The sequence below is a fragment of the Pseudomonas sp. BN607 genome (genome assembly GCF_029871175.1).
GTDB lineage: Bacteria > Pseudomonadota > Gammaproteobacteria > Pseudomonadales > Pseudomonadaceae > Aquipseudomonas.
The window spans coordinates 123342-148497 of record NZ_SSOE01000028.1 but is presented as its reverse complement, the minus strand read 5'-3'; the positions used below and the strand labels follow the sequence as shown (position 1 = coordinate 148497).

Genomic DNA, 25156 nt, shown 5'->3' with positions numbered 1-25156 from the left:
GGAGCCGCAGGCCCGCTCGTGGGTACCTGCGCGCTCCTTCTTGTTGTTCAGTATCACCCCTTGCAGGGTGCGATCCAAAGCGTGGTGATCAGCCAGTGATCATCGGCAGGTCCAGGCCCTGCTCCTTGGCGCAGTCGATGGCGATGTCATAACCGGCATCGGCGTGACGCATGACACCGGTCCCTGGGTCGTTGGTCAGTACCCGGGCGATACGCGCGGCGGCTTCATCGGTACCGTCGCAGACGATGACCATGCCCGAGTGCTGCGAGAAGCCCATGCCCACGCCACCGCCGTGGTGCAGCGAGACCCAGGTGGCGCCGCCTGCGGTGTTCAGCAGGGCGTTGAGCAGCGGCCAGTCGGAGACAGCGTCCGAACCATCACGCATGGCCTCGGTTTCGCGGTTCGGGCTGGATACCGAGCCGGAGTCGAGGTGGTCACGGCCGATCACCACCGGTGCCGACAGCTCGCCGCTGCGGACCATTTCGTTGAACGCCAGGCCCAGCTTGGCGCGCAGGCCCAGCCCTACCCAGCAGATACGTGCCGGCAGGCCCTGGAAGCTGATGCGCTCGCGGGCCATGTCCAGCCAGCGGTGCAGGTGGGCGTCGTCGGGGATCAGTTCCTTGACCTTGGCGTCGGTCTTGTAGATATCTTCGGCATCGCCGGACAGTGCCGCCCAGCGGAACGGGCCAATACCGCGGCAGAACAGGGGGCGGATGTAGGCCGGGACGAAGCCAGGGAAGTCGAAGGCATTGGCTACGCCCTCTTCCTTGGCCATCTGGCGGATGTTGTTGCCGTAGTCGAAGGTCGGGATACCCTGCTTCTGGAAGTCGAGCATGGCCTGCACGTGCACGGCCATCGACTGCTTGGCGGCCTTGACCACTGCCGCTGGTTCGGTCTGCGCGCGGTCGCGGTACTGTTCCCAGGTCCAGCCTGCTGGCAGGTAGCCGTTCAGCGGATCGTGGGCGCTGGTCTGGTCGGTGACCATGTCCGGGCGTACGCCCCGCTTGACCAGCTCGGGCAGGATTTCGGCGGCGTTACCGTGCAGGGCAATGGAAATGGCCTTGCCCTCGGCGGTGTACTTGGCGATGCGTGCCAGGGCGTCGTCGAGATCTGTGGCCTGCTCGTCGACGTAGCGGGTTTCCAGGCGGAAGTCGATACGGCTCTGCTGGCATTCGATGTTCAGCGAGCAAGCCCCGGCCAGGGTCGCGGCCAGTGGCTGGGCGCCGCCCATGCCACCCAGGCCAGCGGTGAGTACCCACTTGCCTTTCAGGCTGCCGCCGTAGTGCTGGCGACCGGCTTCGACGAAGGTTTCATAGGTGCCCTGGACGATGCCCTGGCTGCCGATGTAGATCCAGCTGCCGGCGGTCATCTGGCCGTACATGGCCAGGCCCTTGGCGTCGAGTTCGTTGAAGTGTTCCCAGTTGGCCCAGTGTGGCACCAGGTTGGAGTTGGCGATCAGCACGCGCGGTGCGTTGCTGTGGGTCTTGAACACACCGACCGGCTTGCCCGACTGCACCAACAGGGTTTCATCGTCTTCCAGGCGGGTCAGGGTTTCGACGATCTTGTCGTAGCAGGCCCAGTTGCGCGCGGCGCGGCCGATACCGCCGTATACCACCAGTTCCTTGGGGTTTTCCGCGACCTGCGGGTCGAGGTTGTTCATCAGCATGCGCAGTGGCGCTTCGGTCAGCCAGCTTTTGGCGGTCAGCTTGTTGCCACGTGGGGCACGGATTTCAACGTCACGGTATTTGTTGTTGTCAGTCACGGGAAAGGTCCTCTGCGGTCGTCCGCGGGCGGGTATGTCGTGGTCAATATACAAACACACCTTTACTTGTATGTACAAGCACGGACAACCAAAATTATCGGAACTGTGCGCTCCTGGCTTGGGTTTCCGGGTGGGGCCCATATCGAGCGCCGCCCGCGCGGCGCTCGATCTCACAGGCGCCAAAAACCTACCGCCGAACCTTCAGCGCCCAACAAGTTCGATGAGGCAGCACCGCCCCTGCACCACAAGTCCCAGCAATTCATCATTGCCTTCCAGCCGCAAGCAATCGAACAACCCCAACCGCTGCGTCTCGCGCCCGGCAATAGTGACTTCGACCAGGCTGCTGGCAGCAAACAACAAAACCGTCGACGCCGAGCTGTACACCCGGCTGGTGCCATCCAGCCACTGCAACCGCGCCCGATACCGCTGCGGTGCATAGATCAGGTTGAAATCGCGAATCGCCCCACCCAGCAACTTGCAACTGACCTGGCTCTCGCCGCTGAAGGCAAACGCATCGAACGCCAGCAATGGCCGACTGGCTTGGCCATCGACCAGCAGGCGCATGCCGTCGCCCTGCAGCACGGTGATGATCCGCTGGTAGCCGGCGAACGTGGAAAAGCCCCCCGACTCCTGGATATCGGCAATCGACAGGCGCCAGCCAAAACCGTCCAGGCCCTCGCCACTGTCGCGGGTAATCTCCTCGGTGAAACCGCCACCGTTCTTCCACGGCATGCGCGGGTAATCCTGCGCACGCAACAACTGCAGCCGACTCATTTGCTGAAACGTCCTTCCAGGCGATGACGGGAACCGGGGTGGATCAACCGTGCAGCGGTCACCGGCTGGCGACCGGACCAGGTACGACGGCGAATCAGCAGGCAAGGCTCGCCGCGCTCGATCTGCAGAAGCCGGCACTCGTCCGGCTCGGCGAGAATCGCTTCGACCACGTGCTCGCCCTCGGTCAGCGGCGCCACCTGGGACAGATAGGCATACGGCGTCTGCCGCGTGAAATCCTGCTTGAGATAGTCAGGGGCGATGGCTGCGTTGACGTAGCGGTCCTCGATCTGTACGGGCACGCCGTTCTCGAAATGCACGATCAGCGAGTGGAAGACCCGCTGGCCTTCACGCATGTCCAGAGCCAGAGCCCGTTCGGAGCCGGCCGCTTCCTCGGTGAGCGTGATCACCTGGCAGCTATGCTGATGCCCGCGCGCGGCGATTTCGTCGGCAATGTTGTTGACCTCGAACAACGCCGAACGGCCCTTGGGCTCGGCTACGAAGGTACCGACCCCTTGCATGCGCACCAACAGGCCTTCGGCGGTGAGTTCGCGCAGGGCGCGGTTGATGGTCATGCGGCTGAAGCCCAGTTCGTTGACCAGTTCGCTCTCCGAGGGCACCCGGTGATGCGGCGGCCAGCTGCCATTGTCGATCTGCTGGATGATCATCTGTTTGACCCGAGCGTACAGCGGCGCCGGGCCCTCGCCCATTTGGGCAACCAGCGCGGAGACAGGAGGTGTCGGCACGGCGGTGGATCCTTGTGCAAATGGAATGAGCGGTAGCTTGCCGCAGTTTACCCGGCAGGCAAACGGCTGTATATGTATATACAAGTTAACAATAACAGGATTTGTACCGATGCCCGCCTACTTCGCCGAACGCGCCCTGCTGCCCACGGGCTGGGCCAGCCACGTCCGCATCGAGGTCGCCAGTGATGGTCATGTGACGAGTATCCAGGCAGGCGCCTCGGCTGAAGGTGCCGAGCGCCTGGCCGGGCCACTGCTACCGGGTATGCCCAACCTGCACTCGCATGCCTTCCAGCGTGCCATGGCGGGGCTGGCGGAAGTCGCCGGCAACCCCAACGACAGCTTCTGGACCTGGCGCGACCTGATGTACCGCCTGGTCGGGCAGATCAGCCCGGAGCAGTTGCAAGTCATCGCCCGCCAGCTGTACATCGAGATGCTCAAGGCCGGCTACACCTCGGTCGCCGAATTCCATTATGTGCACCATGACCAGGCCGGCAAGCGCTACGCCGACCTGGCCGAGCTGTCGCGCCGCATCAGCGCCGCTGCAGCCGACAGCGGCATCGGCCTGACCTTGCTGCCGGTGCTGTACAGCCATGCCGGCTTTGGCGGCCTGCCACCGAATGACGGGCAGCGTCGCTTCATCAACTCCACCGAACACTACTTGCAGTTGCAGGCACAGCTCGCCCCCGTGCTGGCCGCGCAACCCGCGCAGCAACTGGGCCTGTGCTTCCACTCGCTGCGGGCAGTGACACCCGGGCAGATCACCGAGGTACTGGCGGCAAGCGACAAGCACTGCCCGGTGCATATCCACATCGCCGAACAGCAGAAGGAAGTGGACGACTGCCTGGCCTGGAGCGGCCTGCGCCCGCTGCAGTGGCTGTACGAGCATGTGGACGTGGACCGGCGCTGGTGCCTGGTGCACGCCACCCACGCCGAAAGCGATGAAGTAACGGCCATGGCTCGCAGCGGTGCGGTGGCTGGGCTGTGCCTGACTACCGAGGCCAATCTGGGCGACGGAATTTTTCCGGCCGTGGACTACTTGGCGCAGGGCGGGCGCATGGGCATTGGTTCGGACAGCCACGTGTCGTTGAGCGTGGTGGAGGAGCTGCGTTGGCTGGAATATGGCCAGCGCCTGCGTGACCAGCGGCGCAACCGCCTGCACCGCAGCGACCAGCCGATGGTCGGGCGCACGCTGTATGACGCGGCGCTGGCTGGTGGTGCGCAGGCGCTGGGGCAGGCGGTCGGCGAGTTGGCGGTGGGCAAGCGTGCCGACTGGCTGGTACTCGACGGGCAGGACCCATACATCGCCATGGCGGATGGCGATGCCATTCTCAACCGCTGGCTGTTTGCCGGCGGCGATCGCCAGGTGCGCGACGTGATGGTGAATGGCCGGTGGGTGGTGCGCCAAGGGCGGCATGGGCAGGAAGAAGAAAGCGGGCGGGCATTTGCCCAGGTGTTGCGCCAGGTTTTGGGCTGAGTGTACCGGGGCTGCGTTGCAGCCCTTCGCGGGCAAGCCCGCTCCCACAGATTGGACTGCCCCCAAAACTTTCGGGGCAGTCCACGGTTCAGCGCAGGATCTGCGGGGGGCGGGCTTTTGCCCACGACGGGTTGCAACGCAACCCCAGAAAACTCAGTGCATTTTTACTATTTGCTGATCGGACGCCCGCCAGATCAAGCGGCTGGTGTCATAACCCTGCTGCCGCGCCCTGGACAGCAGGTTCTCGCGTTGCCAGGCCGGCAATGTCGGCGTGCGCGATAGAATCCAAAGGTATTTGCGGTCCGGGCTGCCAACGATGGCCGTACGGTAGTGGTCGTCCACATAAAGAATCCAGTACTCACCCCGGGCCACGCCTGGCACCAGCTTGGTAAACCAGTTATCGAACTCGACCCACAGCTTGTCGGTGTGCCCCGGCTCCTGGATATTCGCATGCCCTTCAGCGCGCAGCCATTCGTCACCCATGGTACGGCAGCGGTTAAGCACGCCGTAGCTGCCATCGGGCTTGAGGTTGTAATGGGCCTCGGACTGCTCGCAGCCTTCCTGGTAGCGCATGGGCAGGCGCGCCAATTCGTACCATTTGCCTTGGTAACGCTTGAGGTCGACATTGCCGGCGGTTTTCGGCGCCAGAGGGTCGTGCACGGAGCCTGCACAACCGCCCAGCAGCAACGCCAGGCATACCCCCATCAGCAGGTACGCACGCCTCATTTGAGACCCTGCCCTGAATACATCAGTACTTTGTCAGCTGCGTACTGCACGCTGATGAAGCTCTTCTCGTCCCCCCAGGTGCAGCTGCTCATGCCCAACGCGCCAGAACACTCGGTCGGCGTGCCGAGCAACTGCTCGACCTCGGCCTTGTTCATACCGGCCTTGATCTTGGAATAGTTTTCCTGGTTGATCTTGCTGCAGGCAGTCAGGAAGACGCACAGCGACAACAGGGCGAGGGAACGCAACGACATGAAGGACACTCCTGGAGAGATGAGACAGGCGAGTGGCCTGCAGTGACCTTCGACGTGAAAATCCCTCCCGGGTTCCCTTCCCCACCCTCTTTACCCCTACACCATTGGTCGGATGGCCACTACTGTGCGATTAATCACAAAGTATTAGTCAAACGCCCAATAAAAAGCCGCCCCATATAGGGGCGGCCTTGTGTCACGACGGCCTGCGCACCAGGCCCCTGCAACCTCAGAACCGGGAGCCGGGCTCCAGCAGAAAATCCATCTCTTCGCTGGTACTCGGGCGCTCCAGCACCAGGTTGCGATGCGGAAAACGCCCGAACCGGGCAATCACCCGCTGGTGCTGCTCGGCATAGTCGAGAAAGCCTTCGAACAGCCGGCGGTTGGCCTCGGGCTGCTCGTCCAGCAGGGTCTGGTAACGCTCGACGCACAGGTTCTGCCAGTCCAGCACCTCGGCATGCTCCAGCACCAGCAATACGAAAACCCGCTGGATCGGCAGCAACTGGTAATCCCAGTTCTTCTGCAGGCCTTGCATGGCCACCACCTGGGCACGCCGGTCGCCCTCGAAGGCGCGCGGCGTGTCGCGGTAGATCATGCGTGGCAGCTGGTCCAGCAAGATGAGCAGGCCCAGCCAGCCCTGCGGGGTTTGCTGCCACTCATCGAGCCCGCCCGCCAGGGCTTGCTCGACCAGGTCGCCAAACAACGCATGGGCATCGGCGTCGTGATGCTTGCCGAACCACAGCGTGCTCTTCTCGTCAGCCACGGCCTGGGCACTGGTGCCCCAACCGAACCACCATTCCAGCAACGGCTGCCAAGGTGCGAGCATGACTTACTCCTTGTGGTACGCGGTTGCGCGCTCTACCTCTTCCTTCGAACCAAGGAAGACTGCCACGCGCTGGTGCAGGCCCTCTGGCTTGATGTCGAGGATGCGATTGTAACCGTCGGTAGAGGCGCCACCGGCCTGTTCGATGATGAACGACATCGGGTTGGCTTCGTACATGAGGCGCAGCTTGCCCGGCTTGCTCGGCTCGCGCGCGTCACGTGGGTACATGAACAGGCCGCCACGGGTCAGGATGCGGTGGACGTCGGCCACCATCGAGGCGATCCAGCGCATGTTGTAGTTCTTCTTCAGCGGGCCGGTCTCGCCTGCCAGCAGCTCGCCCACGTAACGCTGTACCGGGGCTTCCCAGTGGCGCTGGTTGGACATGTTGATGGCGAACTCGGCGGTGGTTTCTGGCACGCGAATGTTTTCGTGAGTCAGCACGAAGCTGCCCAGCTCGCGGTCCAGGGTGAAGCCCTTGACACCATTGCCCAGGGTCAGGATCAACATGGTCTGCGGGCCATAGATGGCATAGCCGGCGGCGACCTGCTGGGTGCCTGGCTGCAGGAAGGCGTTTTCGTTCAGGGTTTCGTTCTGGCTCAGGTACTCGTTAGGGCAACGCAGTACCGAGAAGATGGTGCCGACCGACACGTTCACGTCGATGTTCGACGAACCGTCCAGTGGGTCGAAGACCAGCAGGTAGGCGCCTTTCGGGTACTTGCCCGGGATCTGGTAGGCATTGTCCATTTCTTCGGACGCCATGCCGGCCAGGTGGCCGCCCCACTCGTTGGCTTCCAGCAGGATATCGTTGGAAATCACGTCCAGTTTCTTCTGGACCTCGCCCTGCACGTTTTCAGTGCCCATGCTGCCCAGCACACCGCCAAGGGCGCCCTTGGACACGTGATGGCTGATTTCCTTGCACGCACGCGCCACCACTTCGATCAGGAAGCGCAGATCGGCAGGGGTATTGTTGCTGCGGGTCTGCTCAATCAGATAGCGACTCAGGGTAACGCGGGACATGTATGGCTCCGAATGGATGGGGGAGATAAAAAACCCCCGCAGTTTACAGGGAGAGTTGCAGGCTAGCGAGTGATGAGACTCGCCACGGCTCTCAGACGGCACAATAGGTCGGTAGTTCAGCCTTCGCCAGGCCGGCTGTCGAGTGGGATGCTTTGCAGTCCATTCGCGCGGCGAGCTCGCTGCCACAGGTTTTTTGCGCTGCCTTCAAGGCAGCGGAGATACTGTGGGAGCGGGCTTGCCCCGCGAATGGGCCGCAACGCGGCCCCACATGCTCAATCCAAAGCCTTCCAGATATCGGTCGCATACTCGCGAATGGTCCGATCCGACGAGAACCAGCCCATCCGCGCGGTATTCAACACTGCCATGCGCCACCACTCCTGCGGTGTGTGCCACAGCTCCTCGACCCGGCGCTGGGCATCCCAGTAGGCATCGAAGTCGGCGCACACCAGGAAGCGGTCATACGCCACCAGTCCATCGATCAACCCGCTGTAGCGCGACGGGTCGTCCGGCGAAAACACCCCGCTGCGAATGGCCTGCAGCACATCGCCAAGACGGCTCGATGCCGCAATCGCTGCACTGGCACCAAAGTCCCCGGCCTTGCGCCGCGCCTCCACCTGCTGCGCGGTAAGGCCGAAAATGAACATGTTGTCAGCCCCCACCTGCTCGCACATCTCGACGTTGGCGCCATCCAGGGTGCCGATGGTCAGCGCGCCATTCAGGCCGAACTTCATGTTGCTGGTACCGGAGGCTTCGTAACCTGCAGTGGATATCTGCTCGGAAAGGTCTGCCGCCGGGATGATGCTCTCGGCCAGGCTGACGTTGTAGTTGGGCAGGAATACGACCTTCAGCAGGCCGCGCACAGTCGGGTCGTTGTTCACCACCCGGGCGATATCGTTGGCCAGCTTGATGATCAGCTTGGCCTGGTGGTAACTGGCAGCAGCCTTGCCGGCGAAGATCTTCACCCGCGGCACCCAGTCAGTGCCCGGGTCGTTGCGCATGGCCTGGTACAGCGCCACGGTATGCAGCAGGTTGAGCAGCTGGCGCTTGTACTCGTGGATGCGCTTTACCTGCACATCGAACAGCGCTTCGGGGTTTACCGTTACGCCAATGCGGTCCTGGATGATGCTGGCCAGGGCGCGTTTGCTGTGCAGGCGCTGGGCGGCGAACTGCTTGCGGAAACCGGCCTTGTCGGCGAACGGCACCAGGCCGGCCAGGCGCCCTTCCGGGTCGTCCTTCAGCTCGGGACCCAGCGCTTCGACCAGCATCTCGGTCAGAGGCGGGTTGGCCTGGTACAACCAGCGGCGGAAGGTAATGCCGTTGGTTTTGTTGTTGATTCGCTGCGGGTAAAGCTTGTGCAGTTCGGCGAACACCGTGCTTTTCATCAGCTTGCTGTGCAGCGCCGATACGCCGTTGACGCTGTGCGAGCCAAGAAACGCCAGGTTGCCCATGCGCACCCGGCGACCATTGTCTTCCTCGATCAGCGACACTGCCCGCAGCACGTCGAAGTCGTGCAGGCCTTTGGCGCGCAGGCTGTCAATGTGGTAGGCGTTGATCAAGTAGATGATTTGCATGTGCCGCGGCAGCATGCGCTCCATCAACGCCACCGGCCAGGTTTCCAGGGCCTCGGGCAGCAAGGTGTGGTTGGTATAGGCGAGCGTGCCGACGGTCAGCTCCCAGGCTTTGTCCCAGGGGATTTCATGCTGGTCGACGAGCAGGCGCATCAGCTCGGCGACGGCAATCGACGGGTGGGTATCGTTGAGCTGGATGGCCGCCGCATCGGGCAGGTTGAGCAGGCTATCGTGCATGTTGAGGTGGCGGCGCAGCAGGTCCTGCAACGATGCCGAGACAAAGAAGTATTCCTGGCGCAGACGCAGCTCCTGCCCCGCTTCGGTACTGTCAGCCGGGTACAGCACCCGCGAAATACTCTCGGCCCGCGCCACTTCAGCCACGGCGCCAAGGTGGTCACCTGCGTTGAAACGCTCCAGATGAAGCTCTTCCAGCGCCCGTGCTCGCCACAGGCGCAAGGTGTTGACGCTGGAACCACGCCAGCCGACCACGGGTGTGTCGTATGCCACCGCCCGCACCGTTTCGCCCGGCCACCACACCTGGCGCTGGTTGCCCTGGCTGTCGTGCACCGTTTCGACACTGCCACCAAAGCTGATCGGGTAGATCACCTCGGCACGTTCGAATTCCCAGGGGTTACCGAAGTCCAGCCAGTTCTCGGTCTGCTCCTGCTGCCAGCCATCGACCACCGCCTGGCGAAACAGCCCGTGCTCGTAGCGGATGCCATAGCCGTGGGCAGCAATGCCCAAGGTCGACATGCTCTCCATGAAGCACGCGGCCAGGCGCCCCAAGCCGCCGTTGCCCAGCGCGGCATCCGGCTCGAGCAAGCGGATACGCTCCAGGTCCACATCCAGACCTTCCAGAGCATCGCGGGCGATGTCCAGCAGGCCCAGGTTGCTCAGACTGTCGTAGAGCAGCCGGCCAATGAGAAATTCCAGGGAAAGGTAGTAGACCCGCTTCTGGCTACGTCGATAGGCTCGGCGGGTGTGGTCCATCCAATGGTCGACCATGTGATCGCGCGCGGCCAAGGCAATGGCTTCGAACCAGTCATGGTCGAAGGCGTGCTCCGGATCCTTGCCGACCGCGTAGGTCAGCTTGTTCAGTACAGCAGCGCGAAAATCCGCGACTTCGGCGTCACGTGCTTTGGGTTCCTGGGACATGCGGCATCCTCGGGCAAGTTGACGAAAGCGGAGGGAGAGTGTTGAGACTAGACCCTTCGACAGGGAGCGACAGTTACGGTTCGCAGTTTTCATGCCCACTCTGCGATTCCGGCAAAAGGTTGTTCATAAATTGAACAATTCCGGTATCATCGCGCGCCCCAAGACCGTGATCCACCCTATAAAGATGAAAACGACCCTGATCGCCGCGGCCGAAGTCGACCGCCTGGAGACCTGGCAGCGCTACACCAGCAACATGTGCCATGGCTGCCATTCGACCTGCTGCACCCTGCCGGTAGAGGTGAAGATCAAGGATCTGATCCGTATCGGCGTGGTCGACGAGTTCGAAAAAGACGAACCCCCCAAGAACGTGGCCAAGCGCCTGCAAAAAGAAGGCATCATCGAGCGCTTCAACCAGAAGTCCGGGATCTTCACCCTGACCCGGATGAGCAACGACGACTGCATGTATCTGGATCGTAAAAGCCGCCTGTGCACCATTTATGACAAGCGCCCGGATACCTGCCGCAACCACCCCAAGGTCGGGCCGCGGCCGGGGTATTGTGCTTACAAGCCCAAGGTGGTTGGGCGCTGACCTATTGTCTGCAGCCTAAAGAGGCCGGTACCACCGGCACAAAAAAACCAGACAAAAAAAACGCCCCCGGCCTTTCGACCGGGGGCGTTTTCATTCAGCCTGAGCTAACTCAGTTCTTGGCTTTCTTGGCTGCGCGGGTACGCTCGCCTTCGTCCAGGATCTTCTTGCGCAGACGGATCGACTTAGGTGTCACTTCGCACAGCTCGTCGTCCTGGATGAATTCCAGAGCCTGTTCCAGCGTGTGGCGAACTGGCGGTACCAGGGCGATGACTTCGTCTTTGCCCGAAGCACGCATGTTGTCGAGCTTCTTGCCTTTGGTCGGGTTCACGCCCAGGTCGTTGTCGCGGCTGTTCAGGCCGATGATCTGACCGTTGTAGATTTCCTGGCCGTGCTCGACGAACAGCTTGCCGCGAGCCTGCAGGGTTTCCAGCGAGTAGGTCAGGGCCTTGCCGGTCTCGACCGAAACCAGAACACCGTTCAGACGGCCGGACATCTGGCCCGACTTCATGGTGTCGTAACGATCGAAGATCGAGGTCAGGATGCCTGCACCGTTGGTCAGGGTCAGGAACTGGTTACGGAAACCGATCAGACCACGGGCTGGAATGTTGTATTCCAGGCGAACACGGCCCTTGCCATCCGGCACCATGTTGGTCAGGTCGCCTTTACGCAGACCCATCTCTTCCATGACCTTGCCCTGAGATTCTTCAGGGATGTCGATGGTGACGTTCTCGAACGGCTCCTGCTTGACGCCGTCGACTTCGCGGATGATCACTTCAGGACGGCCTACAGCCATCTCGAAGCCTTCACGACGCATGGTTTCGATCAGCACCGACAGGTGCAGCTCGCCGCGGCCCGATACCTTGAACTTGTCAGGGGAATCGGTTTCCTGAACGCGCAGGGCAACGTTGTACAGCAGCTCTTTGTCCAGACGGTCCTTGATGTTGCGGCTGGTGACGAACTTGCCTTCTTTACCGCAGAACGGCGAATCGTTGACCTGGAAGGTCATGGATACGGTTGGCTCGTCAACGGTCAGCGGCTTCATCGCTTCTACCGCGTCCGGGGCGCACAGGGTGTCGGAGATGAACAGCTCGTCGAAACCGCTGATGCAGACGATGTCGCCAGCCTGGGCTTCCTCGACGTCCACGCGGTGCAGGCCGTGGTGGCCCATCAGCTTCAGGATACGGCCGTTACGCTTCTTGCCGTTGGTGTCGATGGCGACAACCGGGGTGTTCGGCTTGACGCGACCACGGGCGATACGGCCAACACCGATAACACCGAGGAAGCTGTTGTAGTCCAGAGCGGAGATCTGCATCTGGAACGAGCCGTCACGGTCAACGTCCGGCGCCGGTACGTTGTCGACGATCGACTGGTACAGCGCGGTCATGTCTTCGCCCATGGCGGTGTGGTCCAGACCGGCGATGCCGTTCAGGGCCGAGGCGTAGACGACTTTGAAGTCCAGCTGTTCGTCGGTGGCACCGAGGTTGTCGAACAGGTCGAAGATCTGGTCCAGAACCCAGTCAGGACGCGCGCCCGGGCGGTCAACCTTGTTGATCACGACGATTGGCTTCAGGCCGGCTTCGAACGCCTTCTTGGTTACGAAGCGGGTTTGCGGCATTGGGCCGTCCTGGGCGTCGACCAGCAGCAGCACGGAGTCGACCATCGACATTACACGCTCAACCTCGCCACCGAAGTCGGCGTGGCCGGGGGTGTCGACGATGTTGATGTGGTAGCCGTTCCAGTTGATGGCGGTGTTTTTCGCCAGAATGGTAATACCGCGCTCTTTTTCCTGGTCGTTGGAGTCCATGACGCGCTCGTCGTTGAGCTCGTTACGCTCCAGAGTGCCGGACTGACGCAGGAGTTTGTCGACCAGGGTGGTTTTACCATGGTCAACGTGGGCGATGATGGCGATGTTACGCAGATTTTCGATCACAAGTGTATCTCGATCAGAGGATTTGGTTGCCGCCCAGTGTAGGCGGCCAATATGTACTGTTTAAGGCTCAGCGGGCCCGGCGGTCGGGAGGGCGATGGCGGATACTGCCGCCATACAGCCCCGGCGTCTTATGTCGGACGATAAACACGCACATTGGCATGTCCCTCACTGAGCAGGTGGTGTGCGTGCAGACGGCTCATCACACCCTTGTCGCAATACAGCAAGTACTGGCGCGTGTGGTCCAGGTGCTTGAACTTGCTGTTGATGGCGTAGAACGGCATGGCCTGGACTTCGATACCGTCCAGCACCAGAGGTTCGTCTTCCTGGGCATCGGGGTGGCGAATGTCGATGACTATCTGGCCTGGCAGCGCCTCGGCCACTTCCTCGATTTCGATGTCCTTGCCCAGCTCATCGATCACATGGTCGATGGAAATGAACTTGGCGCGCTCGAGCGCGCGCTCCAGCACGGCCATGTCGAACTGCTTTTCTTCGTGCTCCATGCGGTGACGCTTGGCATGGGTGGTCGGGTTTACCGAGATCACGCCGCAGTATTCCGGCATGTGCTTGGCAAAGTCCGCGGTGCCGATTTCGGTGGCCTGGTCGATGATGTCCTGCTTGTGGCTGGCCAGCAGCGGGCGCAGTACCAGCTTGTCGGTGGCCGAGTCGATGATCGACAGGTTCGGCAGGGTCTGGCTGGACACCTGGGAAATCGCTTCGCCGGTCACCAGCGCGTCGATCTGCAGGCGGTCGGCCATATGGGCGGCGCCGCGCAGCATCATGCGCTTGAGGGTCACGCCCATGTAGCTGTTGTCGACCTTGTTGAGGATTTCACCAACCACTTCTTCGAACGGTACGCTGATGAACAGTACCCGCTGGCTGCTGCCGTACTTTTTCCACAGGTAGTGGGCCACTTCCATCACGCCCAGCTCGTGGGCACGGCCACCGAGGTTGAAGAAGCAGAAGTGGGTCATCAGGCCGCGGCGCATCATCTGGTAGGCCGCGACGGTAGAGTCGAAGCCGCCGGACATCAGCACCAGGGTCTGCTCAAGGGCACCCAGGGGGTATCCGCCGATGCCGTTGTGCTGGTTGTGAATCACGTACAGGCGCTGGTCGCGGATCTCGATGCGCACCATCACTTCGGGGTTTTTCAGCTCGATGCCGGCGGCACCGCACTGCTGGCGCAGCTGGCTGCCGACGTAACGGTCGACGTCCATCGAGGTGAAATCGTGGTGACCACCGCGCTTGCAGCGCACGGCGAAGTGCTTGCCGGCCAGCAGGTGGCCGAAGTGGTGCTTGCACTTGGCGACGATGTCGTCGAAATCACCCAGCGGGTATTCCTCTACCTGCAGGAAGTGGGTGATACCCGGGGTGCAGGTAAGGCGTTCGATCATCTCGCGCTGCACTTTCTCGTCTTCGACGCGGGTGACCACTTCGAGATTGTCCCAGACACCATCGACCGCGAGCTCAGGGTCGAGATCCTTGAGCACGTTGCGGATGTTCTTGCCGAGCTGACGGATGAAGCGCTTGCGCACCGGCCGGCTCTTGATGGTGATTTCTGGGAAGACTTTGACGATAAGTTTCATTGGTTAACAGCGCGCGCCTGGCCTGCCGAAAAATGAGGGGCGCGAATTATAGCGGAAATTGCTCAGGATTTGACCAACTTTTGATCAGAAGCTTTCAGATAAATGCACAGCAGGATTTTATGGTGCCCGTGAGATCGCGCGCCGCCCGCGCAGCTCGCGATGCGCCGCGCGGGCGGCGCGCGATCTCACGGCACCACAAAAAACCAAGGCATGCACACTATTGGTGCGTCATCTCCAAATACCGCATCTTAAAGGTGCACTTTCCCAGCCTGCCCCACCGCCAAATGCCCGCAAACGCCTTCTTTTATCCCACCCTCGCCATTTTCGGGCACTGGCATGCAATTTGCTCCCTTGTGAGGCAGGTAAGCTTGGCCGACTATCCGCGCCCGGCAACACCCTTTTTCCAGGGCAGCGGCCCACCGCGCTCTAGACCATCCGGAGGACAACATGTCGAAGTCGGTTCAACTCATCAAAGATCATGACGTCAAGTGGATTGATCTGCGTTTCACGGACACCAAAGGCATTCAGCACCACGTGACCATGCCGTCGCGTGATGCGCTGGACGAAGACTTCTTCGAAGTCGGCAAAATGTTCGACGGTTCCTCCATCTCTGGCTGGAAAGGCATCGAAGCTTCCGACATGATCCTGATGCCGGTCGACGAGACCGCCGTTCTGGACCCGTTCACCGAAGAACCAACCCTGATCATCACCTGCGACATCGTCGACCCGTCGAGCATGCAGGGCTACGATCGCGACCCACGCGCCATCGCCAAGCGCGCTGAAGAGTACCTGAAGAGCACCGGCATCGGTGACACCGTATTCGCCGGCCCAGAGCCAGAGTTCTTCATCTTCGACGAAGTGAAGTTCCACTCGGATATCTCCGGCTCGATGTTCAAGATCTTCTCCGAGCAAGGCTCGTGGATGACTGGCGCTGACGTGGAAGGCGGCAACAAAGGCCACCGTCCAGGCGTGAAAGGCGGCTACTTCCCAGTTCCACCGTTCGACCACGACCACGAAATCCGTACTGCCATGTGCAACGCTCTGGAAGAAATGGGCCAGACCGTTGAAGTTCACCACCACGAAGTGGCGACTGCCGGCCAGAACGAAATCGGCGTCAAGTTCAACACCCTGGTGAAGAAGGCAGACGAAGTACAGGCTCTGAAATACGTCGTGCACAACGTTGCCGACGCTTACGGCCGTACCGCTACCTTCATGCCGAAGCCACTGTACGGTGACAACGGCTCGGGCATGCACGTACACATGTCGATCTGGAAAGACGGCAAGAACACCTTCTCGGGTGAAGGCTATGCCGGCCTGTCCGACACCGCCCTGTACTTCATCGGCGGTATCATCAAGCACGGTAAGGCCCTGAACGGCTTCACCAACCCGTCGACCAACTCGTACAAGCGTCTGGTACCAGGCTTCGAAGCCCCGGTAATGCTGGCCTACTCGGCCCGCAACCGTTCCGCCTCGATCCGTATTCCATACGTCGGCAGCCCTAAAGCCCGCCGTATCGAAGCACGCTTCCCAGACCCATCGGCCAACCCGTACCTGGCCTTCGCGGCCCTGCTGATGGCTGGCCTGGACGGCATCCAGAACAAGATCCACCCAGGCGACGCGGCCGACAAGAACCTGTACGACCTGCCGCCAGAAGAAGCCAAGAACATCCCGCAAGTGTGCGGCAGCCTGAAAGAAGCTCTGGAAGAGCTGGATAAAGGCCGTGCGTTCCTGACCAAGGGCGGCGTGTTCTCCGATGACTTCATCGACGCCTTCATCGAACTGAAGAGCGAAGAAGAAATCAAGGTCCGTACCTTCGTACACCCGCTGGAATACGAGCTGTACTACAGCTGCTGATCTGACCGGCACCCCGCGCCGGTAACATGATCGAACGGCCTCCCTCGGGAGGCCGTTTTCGTTTGTGCGCCCCATGCCCATGCACTGCAACCCGCCCGCCGCGCTATGCTCTAACTTGGTGCACAATTTAGCGCCATGCCCTGAATTGCTCCCCAATCTGGTTCAAATTAAACGTTTCACCAAGGGTTTCTGATCCGAATTTGCGCAGATACAGGCCTTTCTGGGCAAATCCCGCTTCTTTTCGGAGCTTTGGTTTGTTTCTTGCATTTTCTTCTGCAGAGTCTCGCATCAGCGGACCCAACCCGTGTCCGGCCCTGGCCAAAGCAGTGCCAGGCAAGCGCCAAAAGAGGTCAACGCCGCCCTATGACCATCAGCGATGCACAGCACCGTCTGCTTCTGGACAACCTGACCACCGCCACATTGCTGCTCAATGCCGAGCTGCGCCTGGAGTACATGAACCCGGCCGCAGAAATGCTGCTGGCGGTCAGTGGCCAGCGCAGCCATGGGCAGTTCATCAGCGAACTGTTCACCGAGTCGACCGAAGCGCTCAGCTCGCTGCGCCAGGCGGTAGAGCAGGCGCACCCGTTCACCAAGCGTGAAGCGCAGCTCACTTCGCTGACCGGGCAGACCATCACTGTCGACTACGCGGTAACGCCGATCCTGCATCAGGGCCAGACCCTGCTGCTGCTGGAGGTACACCCGCGTGATCGGCTACTGCGCATCACCAAGGAAGAGGCCCAGCTGAGCAAGCAGGAAACCACCAAGATGCTGGTGCGCGGCCTGGCCCACGAAATCAAGAACCCCCTCGGTGGCATCCGTGGCGCGGCCCAGCTGCTGGCCCGCGAGCTGCCCGAGGACGGCCTGCGCGACTACACCAACGTGATCATCGAAGAGGCCGACCGCCTGCGTAACCTGGTCGACCGCATGCTCGGTTCGAACAAACTGCCGTCGCTGGCCATGACCAACATCCACGAGGTGCTGGAGCGGGTCTGCAGCTTGGTCGAAGCCGAGAGCCAGGGCTGCATCACTTTGGTGCGCGACTACGACCCAAGCCTGCCGGACGTGCTGATCGACCGCGAGCAGATGATCCAGGCGGTACTGAACATCGTGCGCAATGCCATGCAGGCAATCAGTTCTCAAAACGAACTGCGCCTGGGCCGCATCACACTGCGCAGCCGTGCCTTGCGCCAGTTCACCATCGGCCACGTGCGCCATCGCCTGGTCGCCCGCGTTGAAATCATCGACAACGGCCCGGGCATCCCGCCGGAACTGCAGGACACCCTCTTCTATCCCATGGTCAGCGGTCGCCCGGACGGTACCGGGCTGGGCCTGGCCATTACCCAGAACATCATCAGCCAGCACCAGGGCCTGATCGAGTGTGAAAGCCACGCCGGGCACACTGCCTTCTCGATCTACCTGCCCCTGGAACAAGGAGCCACCGCCTCATGAGCCGAAGTGAAACCGTATGGATCGTCGACGATGATCGCTCCATCCGCTGGGTCCTGGAAAAAGCCCTGCAACAGGAAGGCATGACCACCCAGAGCTTCGACAGCGCAGACGGTGTAATGGGCCGCCTGGCGCGCCAGCAGCCGGACGTGATCATTTCCGACATTCGCATGCCGGGCGCCAGCGGCCTCGACCTGCTGGCGCAGATTCGCGAACAGCACCCGCGCCTGCCGGTGATCATCATGACCGCGCATTCCGACTTGGACAGTGCGGTGGCCTCGTACCAGGGCGGCGCCTTCGAGTATCTGCCCAAGCCGTTCGATGTCGACGAGGCAGTGTCGCTGGTCAAGCGCGCCAACCAGCACGCCCAGGAGCAACAAGGCCTGGATGTACCGCAGAGCCTGGCCCGCACCCCGGAAATCATCGGTGAAGCCCCTGCAATGCAGGAGGTGTTCCGCGCCATCGGTCGCCTCAGCCACTCCAATATCACTGTATTGATCAACGGCGAGTCCGGTACCGGTAAAGAGCTGGTGGCCCACGCACTGCACCGCCATAGCCCGCGTGCGGCATCGCCGTTCATTGCGCTGAACATGGCCGCCATCCCCAAGGACTTGATGGAGTCCGAGTTGTTCGGCCATGAGAAAGGGGCCTTCACCGGGGCTGCCAACCTGCGCCGCGGCCGTTTCGAGCAGGCGGACGGCGGTACGCTGTTCCTCGACGAAATCGGTGACATGCCTGCCGACACCCAGACCCGTCTTCTGCGGGTGCTGGCCGATGGCGAGTTCTACCGCGTGGGCGGCCACGTGCCGGTCAAAGTCGATGTGCGCATCATCGCCGCCACCCACCAGAACCTGGAATCGCTGGTGCAGGCCGGCAAGTTCCGCGAGGACTTGTTCCACCGCCTGAACGTCATCCGCATTCATATCCCGCGCCTGGCCGACCGCCGCGAAGACATCCCCGCCCTGGCCCGTCACTTCCTCGCCCGTGCCGCCCAGGAATTGTCAGTCGAACCGAAGATTCTCAAGCCGGAGACCGAGGAGTTCATCCGCAACCTGCCATGGCCGGGCAACGTGCGGCAGATGGAGAACACCTGCCGCTGGATCACGGTGATGGCTTCCAGCCGCGAAGTACTGATCGGTGACTTGCCGCCCGAACTGCTGAACCTGCCGCAAGACGCTGCGCCCGTCACCAACTGGGAGCAGGCCCTGCGCCAGTGGGCCGACCAGGCGTTGGCGCGCGGCCAGACCAACCTGCTGGACAGCGCAGTGCCGAGCTTTGAGCGGATCATGATCGAGACGGCACTCAAGCACACCGCCGGTCGCCGTCGCGATGCGGCACTGTTGCTGGGTTGGGGGCGCAATACCCTGACGCGCAAGATCAAGGAGCTGGGGATGAATGTGGCCGGGGGGGATGATGAGGAAGGTGATGACCACTGAGCTCTGAATTAGACTTTTAGATTGCTGGGGCTGCTTTGCAGCCCATCGCGACACAAGGCCGCTCCCACTGGATCACCTCTGCCCCCTGGCTGATGCGATCCAGTGGGAGCGGCCTTGTGTCGCGATGGGGCGCAAAGCGGCCCCAGTCATTTCAGCCTTCTGAATGCACCGTTCCTGTGCCGGCTGCACCTCTCGAAGGCACAAATCCCCTCAAAACCCGGCCAAATCACCCGCAAAGCCCAGTATTCATGGGTTTTGCAAAACTGGCACGCCCCCTGCAATACCTAATACATACCCAGTTTCGGGGGCCCTGGTACAGGCAGGCCGGGTGAACCCCTCTTTTATTTGCAGCACCGCCGCTTTTGGGGACCTCGGTACAGGCAGGCCGGGCCATCCCCCCTTTACACGCAATACGCCGTAGCCCTTTTGGGGACCCTGGTACAGGCAGGCCGGGAAATCCCCTCTTTTATTCGTGCAGTGTCACCTGCACCCGCCAGCGCCCCGCGTCCTCTGCACCCGACCACTCGCCGTGCAGGGGGCGCGCCGCCACCACCGTCAGCAACAACCCTTCCTTGCTGTTCTGCACCCGCCAGCTCACCGGCTTGCCCTGGAGGCTCAATTGCCCCTGCTGGGGCTTGCCCTGGGCCTGGAACAGCAGCGCCACCGTACCTTCTACGTTCTCGCCGTGCAGCTTGGGCTCTTCGTTGAACCACAGCTCAAGGCCTTCCTGCACCACCTGCACCTGCTGCAACTCGCGCTCGTCTGGCGTGGTCAGGCGGCCGATCATCAGCCCCACCATCACACCGACGATTGCCAGCGAAAGCATCATTCGCGGCATCGCCTTCGAACGCACGTCCGGTTCGGGGGTAGAATGCCCGTCATCTTCACGCTTGGAGCCGTGCATGTTTCACGTCATCCTTTTTCAACCAGAGATTCCGCCGAATACCGGCAATATTATTCGCCTGTGCGCCAACAGCGGCTGCCACCTGCACCTGATCGAACCCATCAGCTTCGAACTGGATGACAAGCGCCTGCGCCGTGCGGGGCTGGATTACCACGAGTATGCCACGCTCAAGCGCCACGAGAGCCTGGCCGGATGCCTGGAAAGCCTGGGCAACCCACGGCTGTTCGCCTTCACCACCAAGGGCTCGCACCCGTTCCATGAGGTGGCCTATCAGCCTGGCGATGCGTTCCTGTTCGGGCCGGAGAGCCGCGGTTTGCCGGCCGAGGTGCTGGACAGCCTGCCGGCCGAGCAACGCCTGCGCCTGCCGATGCGGCCCGGGTGCCGTAGCCTGAACCTGTCCAACACTGTAGCGGTGACGGTATACGAGGCGTGGCGGCAGAACGGGTTTGCCGGGAGTTGATGCACTGGCAGGAACGGCCTCTTCGCGGGGCAAGCCCGCTTCCACATTGAACGTGGGCTTGCCCCGCGAAGAGGCCGGAACAGGCAATAAAAAAGCGCCCCGAGAGGCGCTTTTCTGATACCGGTCGCGATTACTGAACGGTCGGCGCTTCGCCGGCTTCCTGCATGCGCTGCATTTCTTGCGCGTACAGGGCGTCGAAGTTGACCGGGGACAGCATCAGCGCCGGGAACGAACCGCGGGTCACCAGGCTGTCCAGGGTCTCACGGGCGTACGGGAAGAGGATGTTCGGGCAGAACGCACCCAGGGTGTGGCTCATCGAAGCCGCATCGAGGTTGGCGATCAGGAAGATACCAGCCTGCTGCACTTCAGCGATGAATGCCACTTCGTCGCCGTTCTTGACGGTAACCGACAGGGTCAGCACCACCTCGTGGAAGTTACCTTCCAGGGCTTTTTGCTTGGTGTTCAGGTCCAGGGCAACGCTCGGCTCCCACGTCTGACGGAAGATCTGCGGGCTTTTCGGGGCTTCGAACGACAGGTCGCGCACATAGATACGCTGCAGGGAGAACTGAGGGCTGTTGTCTTCTGCAGCAGCGCCGTTGGTCTGTTGGTCAGTCATGGCAGATCCTTATCCTAATGTTTTTGAATGCAGTGCAAATCAGGCCGCCAGCAGCGCGTCGAGCTTGCCGGCACGCTCCAGGGCATAGAGGTCATCGCATCCACCGACATGGGTGCTGCCGATCCAGATCTGCGGCACCGATGTACGGCCGGCCTTCTGACTCATCTCGGCGCGAACCTGCGGTTTGCCGTCGACCTTGATTTCCTCGAAGGCCACGCCCTTGCTCTCGAGCAGGTACTTGGCGCGCATGCAGTAGGGGCAATAGTCGCTGGAATAGACGATGACGGGCTTCATATCACTTCACCAGGGGCAGGTTATCGGCTTTCCAGCTGGAAACGCCACCGCTCAGTTTGGCGGCGTTGTAACCAGCCTTGAGCAGCTCGCGGCAAATGGTGCCGGACTGCTGGCCCATGGCGTCGACGACGATCAGGGTCTTCTCTTTGTGCTTGTCCAGCTCGTTCATGCGGTTGGCCAGCTTGTCCTGCGGGATGTTCACCGCACCGACGATGTGACCGGCGGAGTACTCCTTGGCCGGGCGGATGTCGATCACCAGCGCCTTCTCGGCATTGACCAAGGCAGTCAGCTGGCCATTGCTCAGGCTCTGGCCGCCACGGCGGATTTCATTGATGAGCAGCAAGACCAGCAGAATGAAGAAGATCGCAACCAGGATGTAGTGATCTGTCGCGAATTGAATCAGGTGAGCAACCATCAGCGGTGTTCCAGGCGATTGAAAATGCCGGCCAGTATACACAGCCCCTTGGTGCCACCAAAGCCCGGCTGGCCGGCCACAAAGCCAGCTTCATGTTGATGCCGCAGGCACGCCGGTCGGGGGAATGGGACGATTATTCGCCGCAGGTGGCGTATTTGCCCTAAAATGCGTGTCTTTATCATCTTTGAACAACCGTGAGTTTGATTGATGACGAGCACGCCCAAACCCCTGGTCCTGGTTATCCTGGATGGCTTCGGCCACAGCGAAATCCCCGAACACAACGCCATCTTTGCCGCCAAGACACCGGTCTACGATCGCCTGCGCGCTACCCAGCCGCACGGCCTCATTTCCGGTTCAGGCATGGATGTCGGCCTGCCGGACGGGCAGATGGGCAACTCTGAAGTCGGTCACATGAACCTCGGTGCAGGCCGCGTCGTCTACCAGGACTTCACCCGGGTGACCAAGGCCATCCGCGACGGCGAGTTCTTCCAGAACCCGGTGCTGACCGGCGCTGTGGACAAGGCCGTAGGTGCAGGCAAGGCTGTACACATCCTTGGCCTGCTGTCCGACGGCGGCGTACACAGCCACCAGGATCACCTGGTGGCCATGGCCGAACTGGCCGCCCAGCGCGGTGCCGAGAAAATCTACCTGCATGCCTTCCTCGATGGCCGCGATACCCCGCCACGCAGCGCGCAGTCGTCCATCGAACTGCTCGACGACACCTTCGCCAGGCTGGGCAAGGGCCGCATCGCCAGCTTGATCGGCCGCTACTACGCCATGGACCGCGACAACCGCTGGGACCGCGTCAGCGCCGCCTATAACCTGATTGTCGACAGTGCTGCCGAATACACCGCCGACACCGCCCTGGCCGGGCTGGAAGCAGCCTACGCCCGTGACGAGAGCGACGAATTCGTCAAAGCCACACGCATTGGCGAAGCGGCCAAGGTGGAGGACGGCGACGCCGTGGTGTTCATGAACTTCCGCGCCGACCGCGCCCGCGAGCTTTCGCGTGCATTCGTCGAGCCGGACTTCAGCGAGTTCAGCCGCGCGCGCCTGCCCAAGATGGCGGCCTACATCGGCCTGACCCAGTACTCGGCTAAAATTGCAGCGCCGGCAGCCTTTGCCCCGTCCAGCCTGAACAACGTGCTGGGCGAGTATCTGGCAAAGCACGGCAAGACCCAGCTGCGCATCGCCGAAACCGAGAAGTACGCCCACGTCACTTTCTTCTTCTCTGGCGGCCGCGAAGAACCCTTCGAAGGCGAAGAGCGCATCCTGATCCCGTCGCCAAAGGTCGCCACCTACGACCTGCAGCCGGAAATGAACGCCCCGCAAGTGACCGACCGCATCGTTGAAGCCATCGAGCAACAGCGTTTCGACGTGATTGTGGTCAATTATGCCAACGGCGACATGGTCGGCCACACTGGCGTGTTCGAAGCCGCGGTCAAAGCAGTGGAAGCCCTGGACACCTGCGTCGGCCGCATTGTCGAGGCGCTGGGCAAGGTCGGCGGCGAAGCGCTGATCACCGCTGACCACGGCAACGTCGAGCAGATGGAAGACGAGTGCACCGGCCAGGCGCACACCGCGCATACCACCGAGCCGGTACCGTTCATCTATGTGGGCAAGCGCAATCTCAAAGTGCGTGATGGCGGCGTGCTGGCTGACGTGGCGCCGACCATGCTGAAGCTGCTGGGGCTGGAAAAGCCGGTTGAAATGACCGGTACGTCGATTCTTGTCGACGCCTGACTGGCGACAAAGGGGCTGCATTGCAGCCCATTCGCGGGACAAGCCCGCTCCCACAAGCTGCACAGCCCGCCAAGGGGTGCCCAACTTCTTGGAGGCAAGCCAAGGCCTGCATGAATACCTGAGGGAGCGGGCGCGCCCCGCGAAGCGGCCCCAATTGCACATGAATTCCAGACAAACGCCCCCCTGCACCTGCAGCGAGGCGTTTTTTTTGCCTGCCCACGCGGGCATACTAAGCCGGTCTCCATCCTTGGTACGCCAAACCCCATGCTTCGCGCCCTGATCCTCCTAGCCCTGTCTTGCCTGCTCAGCCCGGCCTTTGCCGATGAGCGCGCACAGACCCAGCAGCAACTGGACGCCACCCGCCAGGACATTGCCGAGCTCAAAAAGACGCTGGGCAAGCTCCAGGAAGAAAAGGCCGGTGTGCAAAAGGACCTCAAAGCCACCGAGACCGACATCGGCAACCTCGAAAAGCAGGTAGAGGGGCTGCAGCAAGAACTAAAAAAGACCGAGGGCGAGCTGGAGCGCCTTGATACCGAGAAAAAAAAACTCCAGAGCGCCCGCGTTGAACAACAGCGACTGATCGCCATCCAGGCCCGTTCGGCCTACCAGAACAACGGCCGCGAGGAATACCTCAAGCTGCTGCTCAACCAGCAGAACCCTGAAAAGTTCGCCCGCACCCTCACCTACTACGACTACCTGAGCAAGGCGCGCCTGGAACAACTGCGCACCTTTAACGAGACCTTGCGCCAGCTGGCCAACGTCGAGCAGGAGATTTCCAGCCAGCAACAACAGCTGCTCGCCCAACGCGCCGACCTCGACAGCCGCCGCCAGGAGCTGGAAACCGAACGCGGCAAGCGCCAGCAAGTCCTGGCCAAGCTCAACAGCGATGTGAAGGACCGCGACCAGAAGCTGCAGGCCCGCGAGCAGGACCAGGCCGACCTGGCCAAAGTGCTCAAGACCATCGAGGAAACCCTGGCGCGCCAGGCACGCGAGGCTGAAGAAGCGCGCAAGAAGGCCTTGCTGGCCCGGCAAGAGGCAGAAAAACGCCGTCAGCAGGAAGCCCTGGCCGCTGCCGCTGCCCGCGAGCAGGCCCGTGAGCCCGCCGAGCCTGTGGAACCGCCGAAAAAGGCCCGCACTACCCTCGGGCCGATGGTTTCCAGCGACGGCGCCAACTACGGCGGCGCTTTTTCTGCTGCACGGGGCAAACTTCCATGGCCGGTCAATGGTCGATTGTTGGCACGCTTCGGCGATGCGCGCGGCAGCGATGCCCGGGCCAAGTGGGACGGGGTGATGATCAGCGCCAACCCTGGTACACAGGTTCGCGCAGTACACGGCGGGCGCGTGGTGTTCGCCGACTGGTTGCGCGGTGCCGGGCTTCTCGTCATTCTCGACCATGGCAACGGTTACCTGAGCCTGTACGGCCACAACCAGAGCCTGCTCAAGAGCGCCGGTGATATCGTCAAGGCCGGTGATGCCATTTCCACCGTTGGCGACAGCGGTGGCCAGGACGCGGCAGGCTTGTACTTCGCCATTCGCCAGCAGGGCCGGCCGACCGACCCTTCACAGTGGTGCCGAGGCTAATCAAATTTCTACGGC

General features: G+C 61.8%; 22 protein-coding genes. 8 read left to right on the top strand and 14 right to left on the bottom strand.

The annotated features are described in order from the left end of the window. Positions 1 to 88 precede the first annotated feature (88 nt). The 3 genes from hutU to hutC all read right to left on the bottom strand — a co-directional run bounded on the left by hutU (position 89) and on the right by hutC (position 3243). On the bottom strand, positions 89 to 1762 hold the full coding sequence (hutU, locus tag E8E68_RS06975) for a urocanate hydratase (protein WP_110745113.1): 1674 nt from the start codon (positions 1760 to 1762) through the stop codon (positions 89 to 91). Positions 1763 to 1963: 201 nt separating this feature from the next. Continuing rightward, on the bottom strand, positions 1964 to 2536 hold the full coding sequence (locus E8E68_RS06970; protein WP_266029093.1) for a HutD family protein: 573 nt from the start codon (positions 2534 to 2536) through the stop codon (positions 1964 to 1966). Further along, positions 2533 to 3243 carry a histidine utilization repressor gene (gene hutC / locus E8E68_RS06965; protein ID WP_266029121.1) on the bottom strand — a complete coding sequence of 237 codons (711 nt, stop codon included), beginning with the start codon at positions 3241 to 3243 and terminating at the stop codon, positions 2533 to 2535. Before hutC ends, E8E68_RS06970 begins: the two co-directional genes overlap by 4 nt. 145 nt (positions 3244 to 3388) lie before the next feature. Between hutC and E8E68_RS06960 the strand changes: the two genes are divergently transcribed. Next, positions 3389 to 4753 (top strand): formimidoylglutamate deiminase, encoded by a 1365-nt coding sequence (locus tag E8E68_RS06960; protein WP_280340354.1) that lies wholly within the window; start codon positions 3389 to 3391, stop codon positions 4751 to 4753. A gap of 153 nt (positions 4754 to 4906) precedes the next feature. Here the strand turns inward: E8E68_RS06960 and E8E68_RS06955 are convergent, their stop codons facing one another. From E8E68_RS06955 to E8E68_RS06935, 5 genes are all read right to left on the bottom strand, one after another. Beyond that, on the bottom strand, positions 4907 to 5479 hold the full coding sequence (locus E8E68_RS06955) for a lipocalin family protein (protein ID WP_266029091.1): 573 nt from the start codon (positions 5477 to 5479) through the stop codon (positions 4907 to 4909). Further along, on the bottom strand, positions 5476 to 5730 hold the full coding sequence (bamE, locus tag E8E68_RS06950; RefSeq protein WP_266029090.1) for an outer membrane protein assembly factor BamE: 255 nt from the start codon (positions 5728 to 5730) through the stop codon (positions 5476 to 5478). The genes E8E68_RS06955 and bamE overlap by 4 nt, the downstream gene beginning before the upstream one ends. 226 nt (positions 5731 to 5956) lie before the next feature. Further along, positions 5957 to 6553: a DUF924 family protein gene (locus tag E8E68_RS06945; RefSeq protein ID WP_110745119.1), complete on the bottom strand. Its 597-nt coding sequence runs from the start codon at positions 6551 to 6553 to the stop codon at positions 5957 to 5959. Positions 6554 to 6556: 3 nt separating this feature from the next. Then, complete coding sequence (locus E8E68_RS06940; RefSeq protein WP_110745120.1) at positions 6557 to 7567, bottom strand: class 1 fructose-bisphosphatase; 1011 nt, start codon at positions 7565 to 7567, stop codon at positions 6557 to 6559. Between the two features lie 272 nt (positions 7568 to 7839). After that, entirely contained in the window at positions 7840 to 10290 is a 2451-nt protein-coding gene (locus E8E68_RS06935) for a glycogen/starch/alpha-glucan phosphorylase (RefSeq protein ID WP_110745121.1), read from the bottom strand. Positions 10291 to 10474: 184 nt separating this feature from the next. Here E8E68_RS06935 and E8E68_RS06930 point away from each other — a divergent pair, with 184 nt between their 5' ends. Then, positions 10475 to 10879: a YkgJ family cysteine cluster protein gene (locus E8E68_RS06930; protein ID WP_003249225.1), complete on the top strand. Its 405-nt coding sequence runs from the start codon at positions 10475 to 10477 to the stop codon at positions 10877 to 10879. A 109-nt stretch (positions 10880 to 10988) separates the two neighbouring features. Here E8E68_RS06930 and typA read toward each other — a convergent pair whose 3' ends face one another. Together typA and thiI are read right to left on the bottom strand one after the other, a co-directional pair. Then, the gene (typA, locus tag E8E68_RS06925; protein WP_027921032.1) at positions 10989 to 12809 is read right to left on the bottom strand and encodes a translational GTPase TypA; all 1821 of its coding nucleotides are present in this window, start codon (positions 12807 to 12809) and stop codon (positions 10989 to 10991) included. Between the two features lie 128 nt (positions 12810 to 12937). Then, the gene (gene thiI / locus E8E68_RS06920; protein ID WP_110745122.1) at positions 12938 to 14392 is read right to left on the bottom strand and encodes a tRNA uracil 4-sulfurtransferase ThiI; all 1455 of its coding nucleotides are present in this window, start codon (positions 14390 to 14392) and stop codon (positions 12938 to 12940) included. A gap of 447 nt (positions 14393 to 14839) precedes the next feature. On the opposite strand from thiI, the gene glnA reads away from it, so the two are divergent. From glnA to ntrC, 3 genes are all read left to right on the top strand, one after another. Next, positions 14840 to 16246, top strand: a complete 1407-nt coding sequence (gene glnA, locus E8E68_RS06915) for a type I glutamate--ammonia ligase (RefSeq protein ID WP_110745123.1) — start codon at positions 14840 to 14842, stop codon at positions 16244 to 16246. Positions 16247 to 16609: 363 nt separating this feature from the next. Continuing rightward, positions 16610 to 17695 (top strand): nitrogen regulation protein NR(II), encoded by a 1086-nt coding sequence (gene glnL / locus E8E68_RS06910; RefSeq protein ID WP_110745124.1) that lies wholly within the window; start codon positions 16610 to 16612, stop codon positions 17693 to 17695. Beyond that, complete coding sequence (ntrC, locus tag E8E68_RS06905; RefSeq protein ID WP_266029088.1) at positions 17692 to 19128, top strand: nitrogen regulation protein NR(I); 1437 nt, start codon at positions 17692 to 17694, stop codon at positions 19126 to 19128. The genes glnL and ntrC overlap by 4 nt, the downstream gene beginning before the upstream one ends. A gap of 466 nt (positions 19129 to 19594) precedes the next feature. Here the strand turns inward: ntrC and E8E68_RS06900 are convergent, their stop codons facing one another. Then, a complete protein-coding gene (locus E8E68_RS06900; protein ID WP_266029087.1) occupies positions 19595 to 20032 on the bottom strand; it encodes a hypothetical protein in 438 nt (145 codons plus the stop codon). Here E8E68_RS06900 and trmL point away from each other — a divergent pair. Beyond that, positions 20031 to 20492: a tRNA (uridine(34)/cytosine(34)/5-carboxymethylaminomethyluridine(34)-2'-O)-methyltransferase TrmL gene (gene trmL / locus E8E68_RS06895; protein ID WP_012274606.1), complete on the top strand. Its 462-nt coding sequence runs from the start codon at positions 20031 to 20033 to the stop codon at positions 20490 to 20492. The two genes, E8E68_RS06900 and trmL, sit on opposite strands and share 2 nt — an antisense overlap. 130 nt (positions 20493 to 20622) lie before the next feature. On the opposite strand, the gene secB is transcribed toward trmL, so the two are convergent. From secB to E8E68_RS06880, 3 genes are read right to left on the bottom strand one after another with little or no spacing between them, the layout of a single operon-like run. Further along, positions 20623 to 21108: a protein-export chaperone SecB gene (gene secB, locus E8E68_RS06890; RefSeq protein WP_110745128.1), complete on the bottom strand. Its 486-nt coding sequence runs from the start codon at positions 21106 to 21108 to the stop codon at positions 20623 to 20625. Positions 21109 to 21147: 39 nt separating this feature from the next. Next, positions 21148 to 21402 (bottom strand): glutaredoxin 3, encoded by a 255-nt coding sequence (grxC, locus tag E8E68_RS06885; RefSeq protein ID WP_003249204.1) that lies wholly within the window; start codon positions 21400 to 21402, stop codon positions 21148 to 21150. A gap of 1 nt (position 21403) precedes the next feature. After that, positions 21404 to 21817: a rhodanese-like domain-containing protein gene (locus tag E8E68_RS06880; RefSeq protein ID WP_266029086.1), complete on the bottom strand. Its 414-nt coding sequence runs from the start codon at positions 21815 to 21817 to the stop codon at positions 21404 to 21406. A 207-nt stretch (positions 21818 to 22024) separates the two neighbouring features. Between E8E68_RS06880 and gpmI the strand changes: the two genes are divergently transcribed. Further along, on the top strand, positions 22025 to 23560 hold the full coding sequence (gene gpmI, locus E8E68_RS06875) for a 2,3-bisphosphoglycerate-independent phosphoglycerate mutase (RefSeq protein WP_110745130.1): 1536 nt from the start codon (positions 22025 to 22027) through the stop codon (positions 23558 to 23560). A 264-nt stretch (positions 23561 to 23824) separates the two neighbouring features. Beyond that, the gene (locus E8E68_RS06870; RefSeq protein WP_266029084.1) at positions 23825 to 25141 is read left to right on the top strand and encodes a murein hydrolase activator EnvC; all 1317 of its coding nucleotides are present in this window, start codon (positions 23825 to 23827) and stop codon (positions 25139 to 25141) included. Positions 25142 to 25156 lie beyond the last annotated feature (15 nt).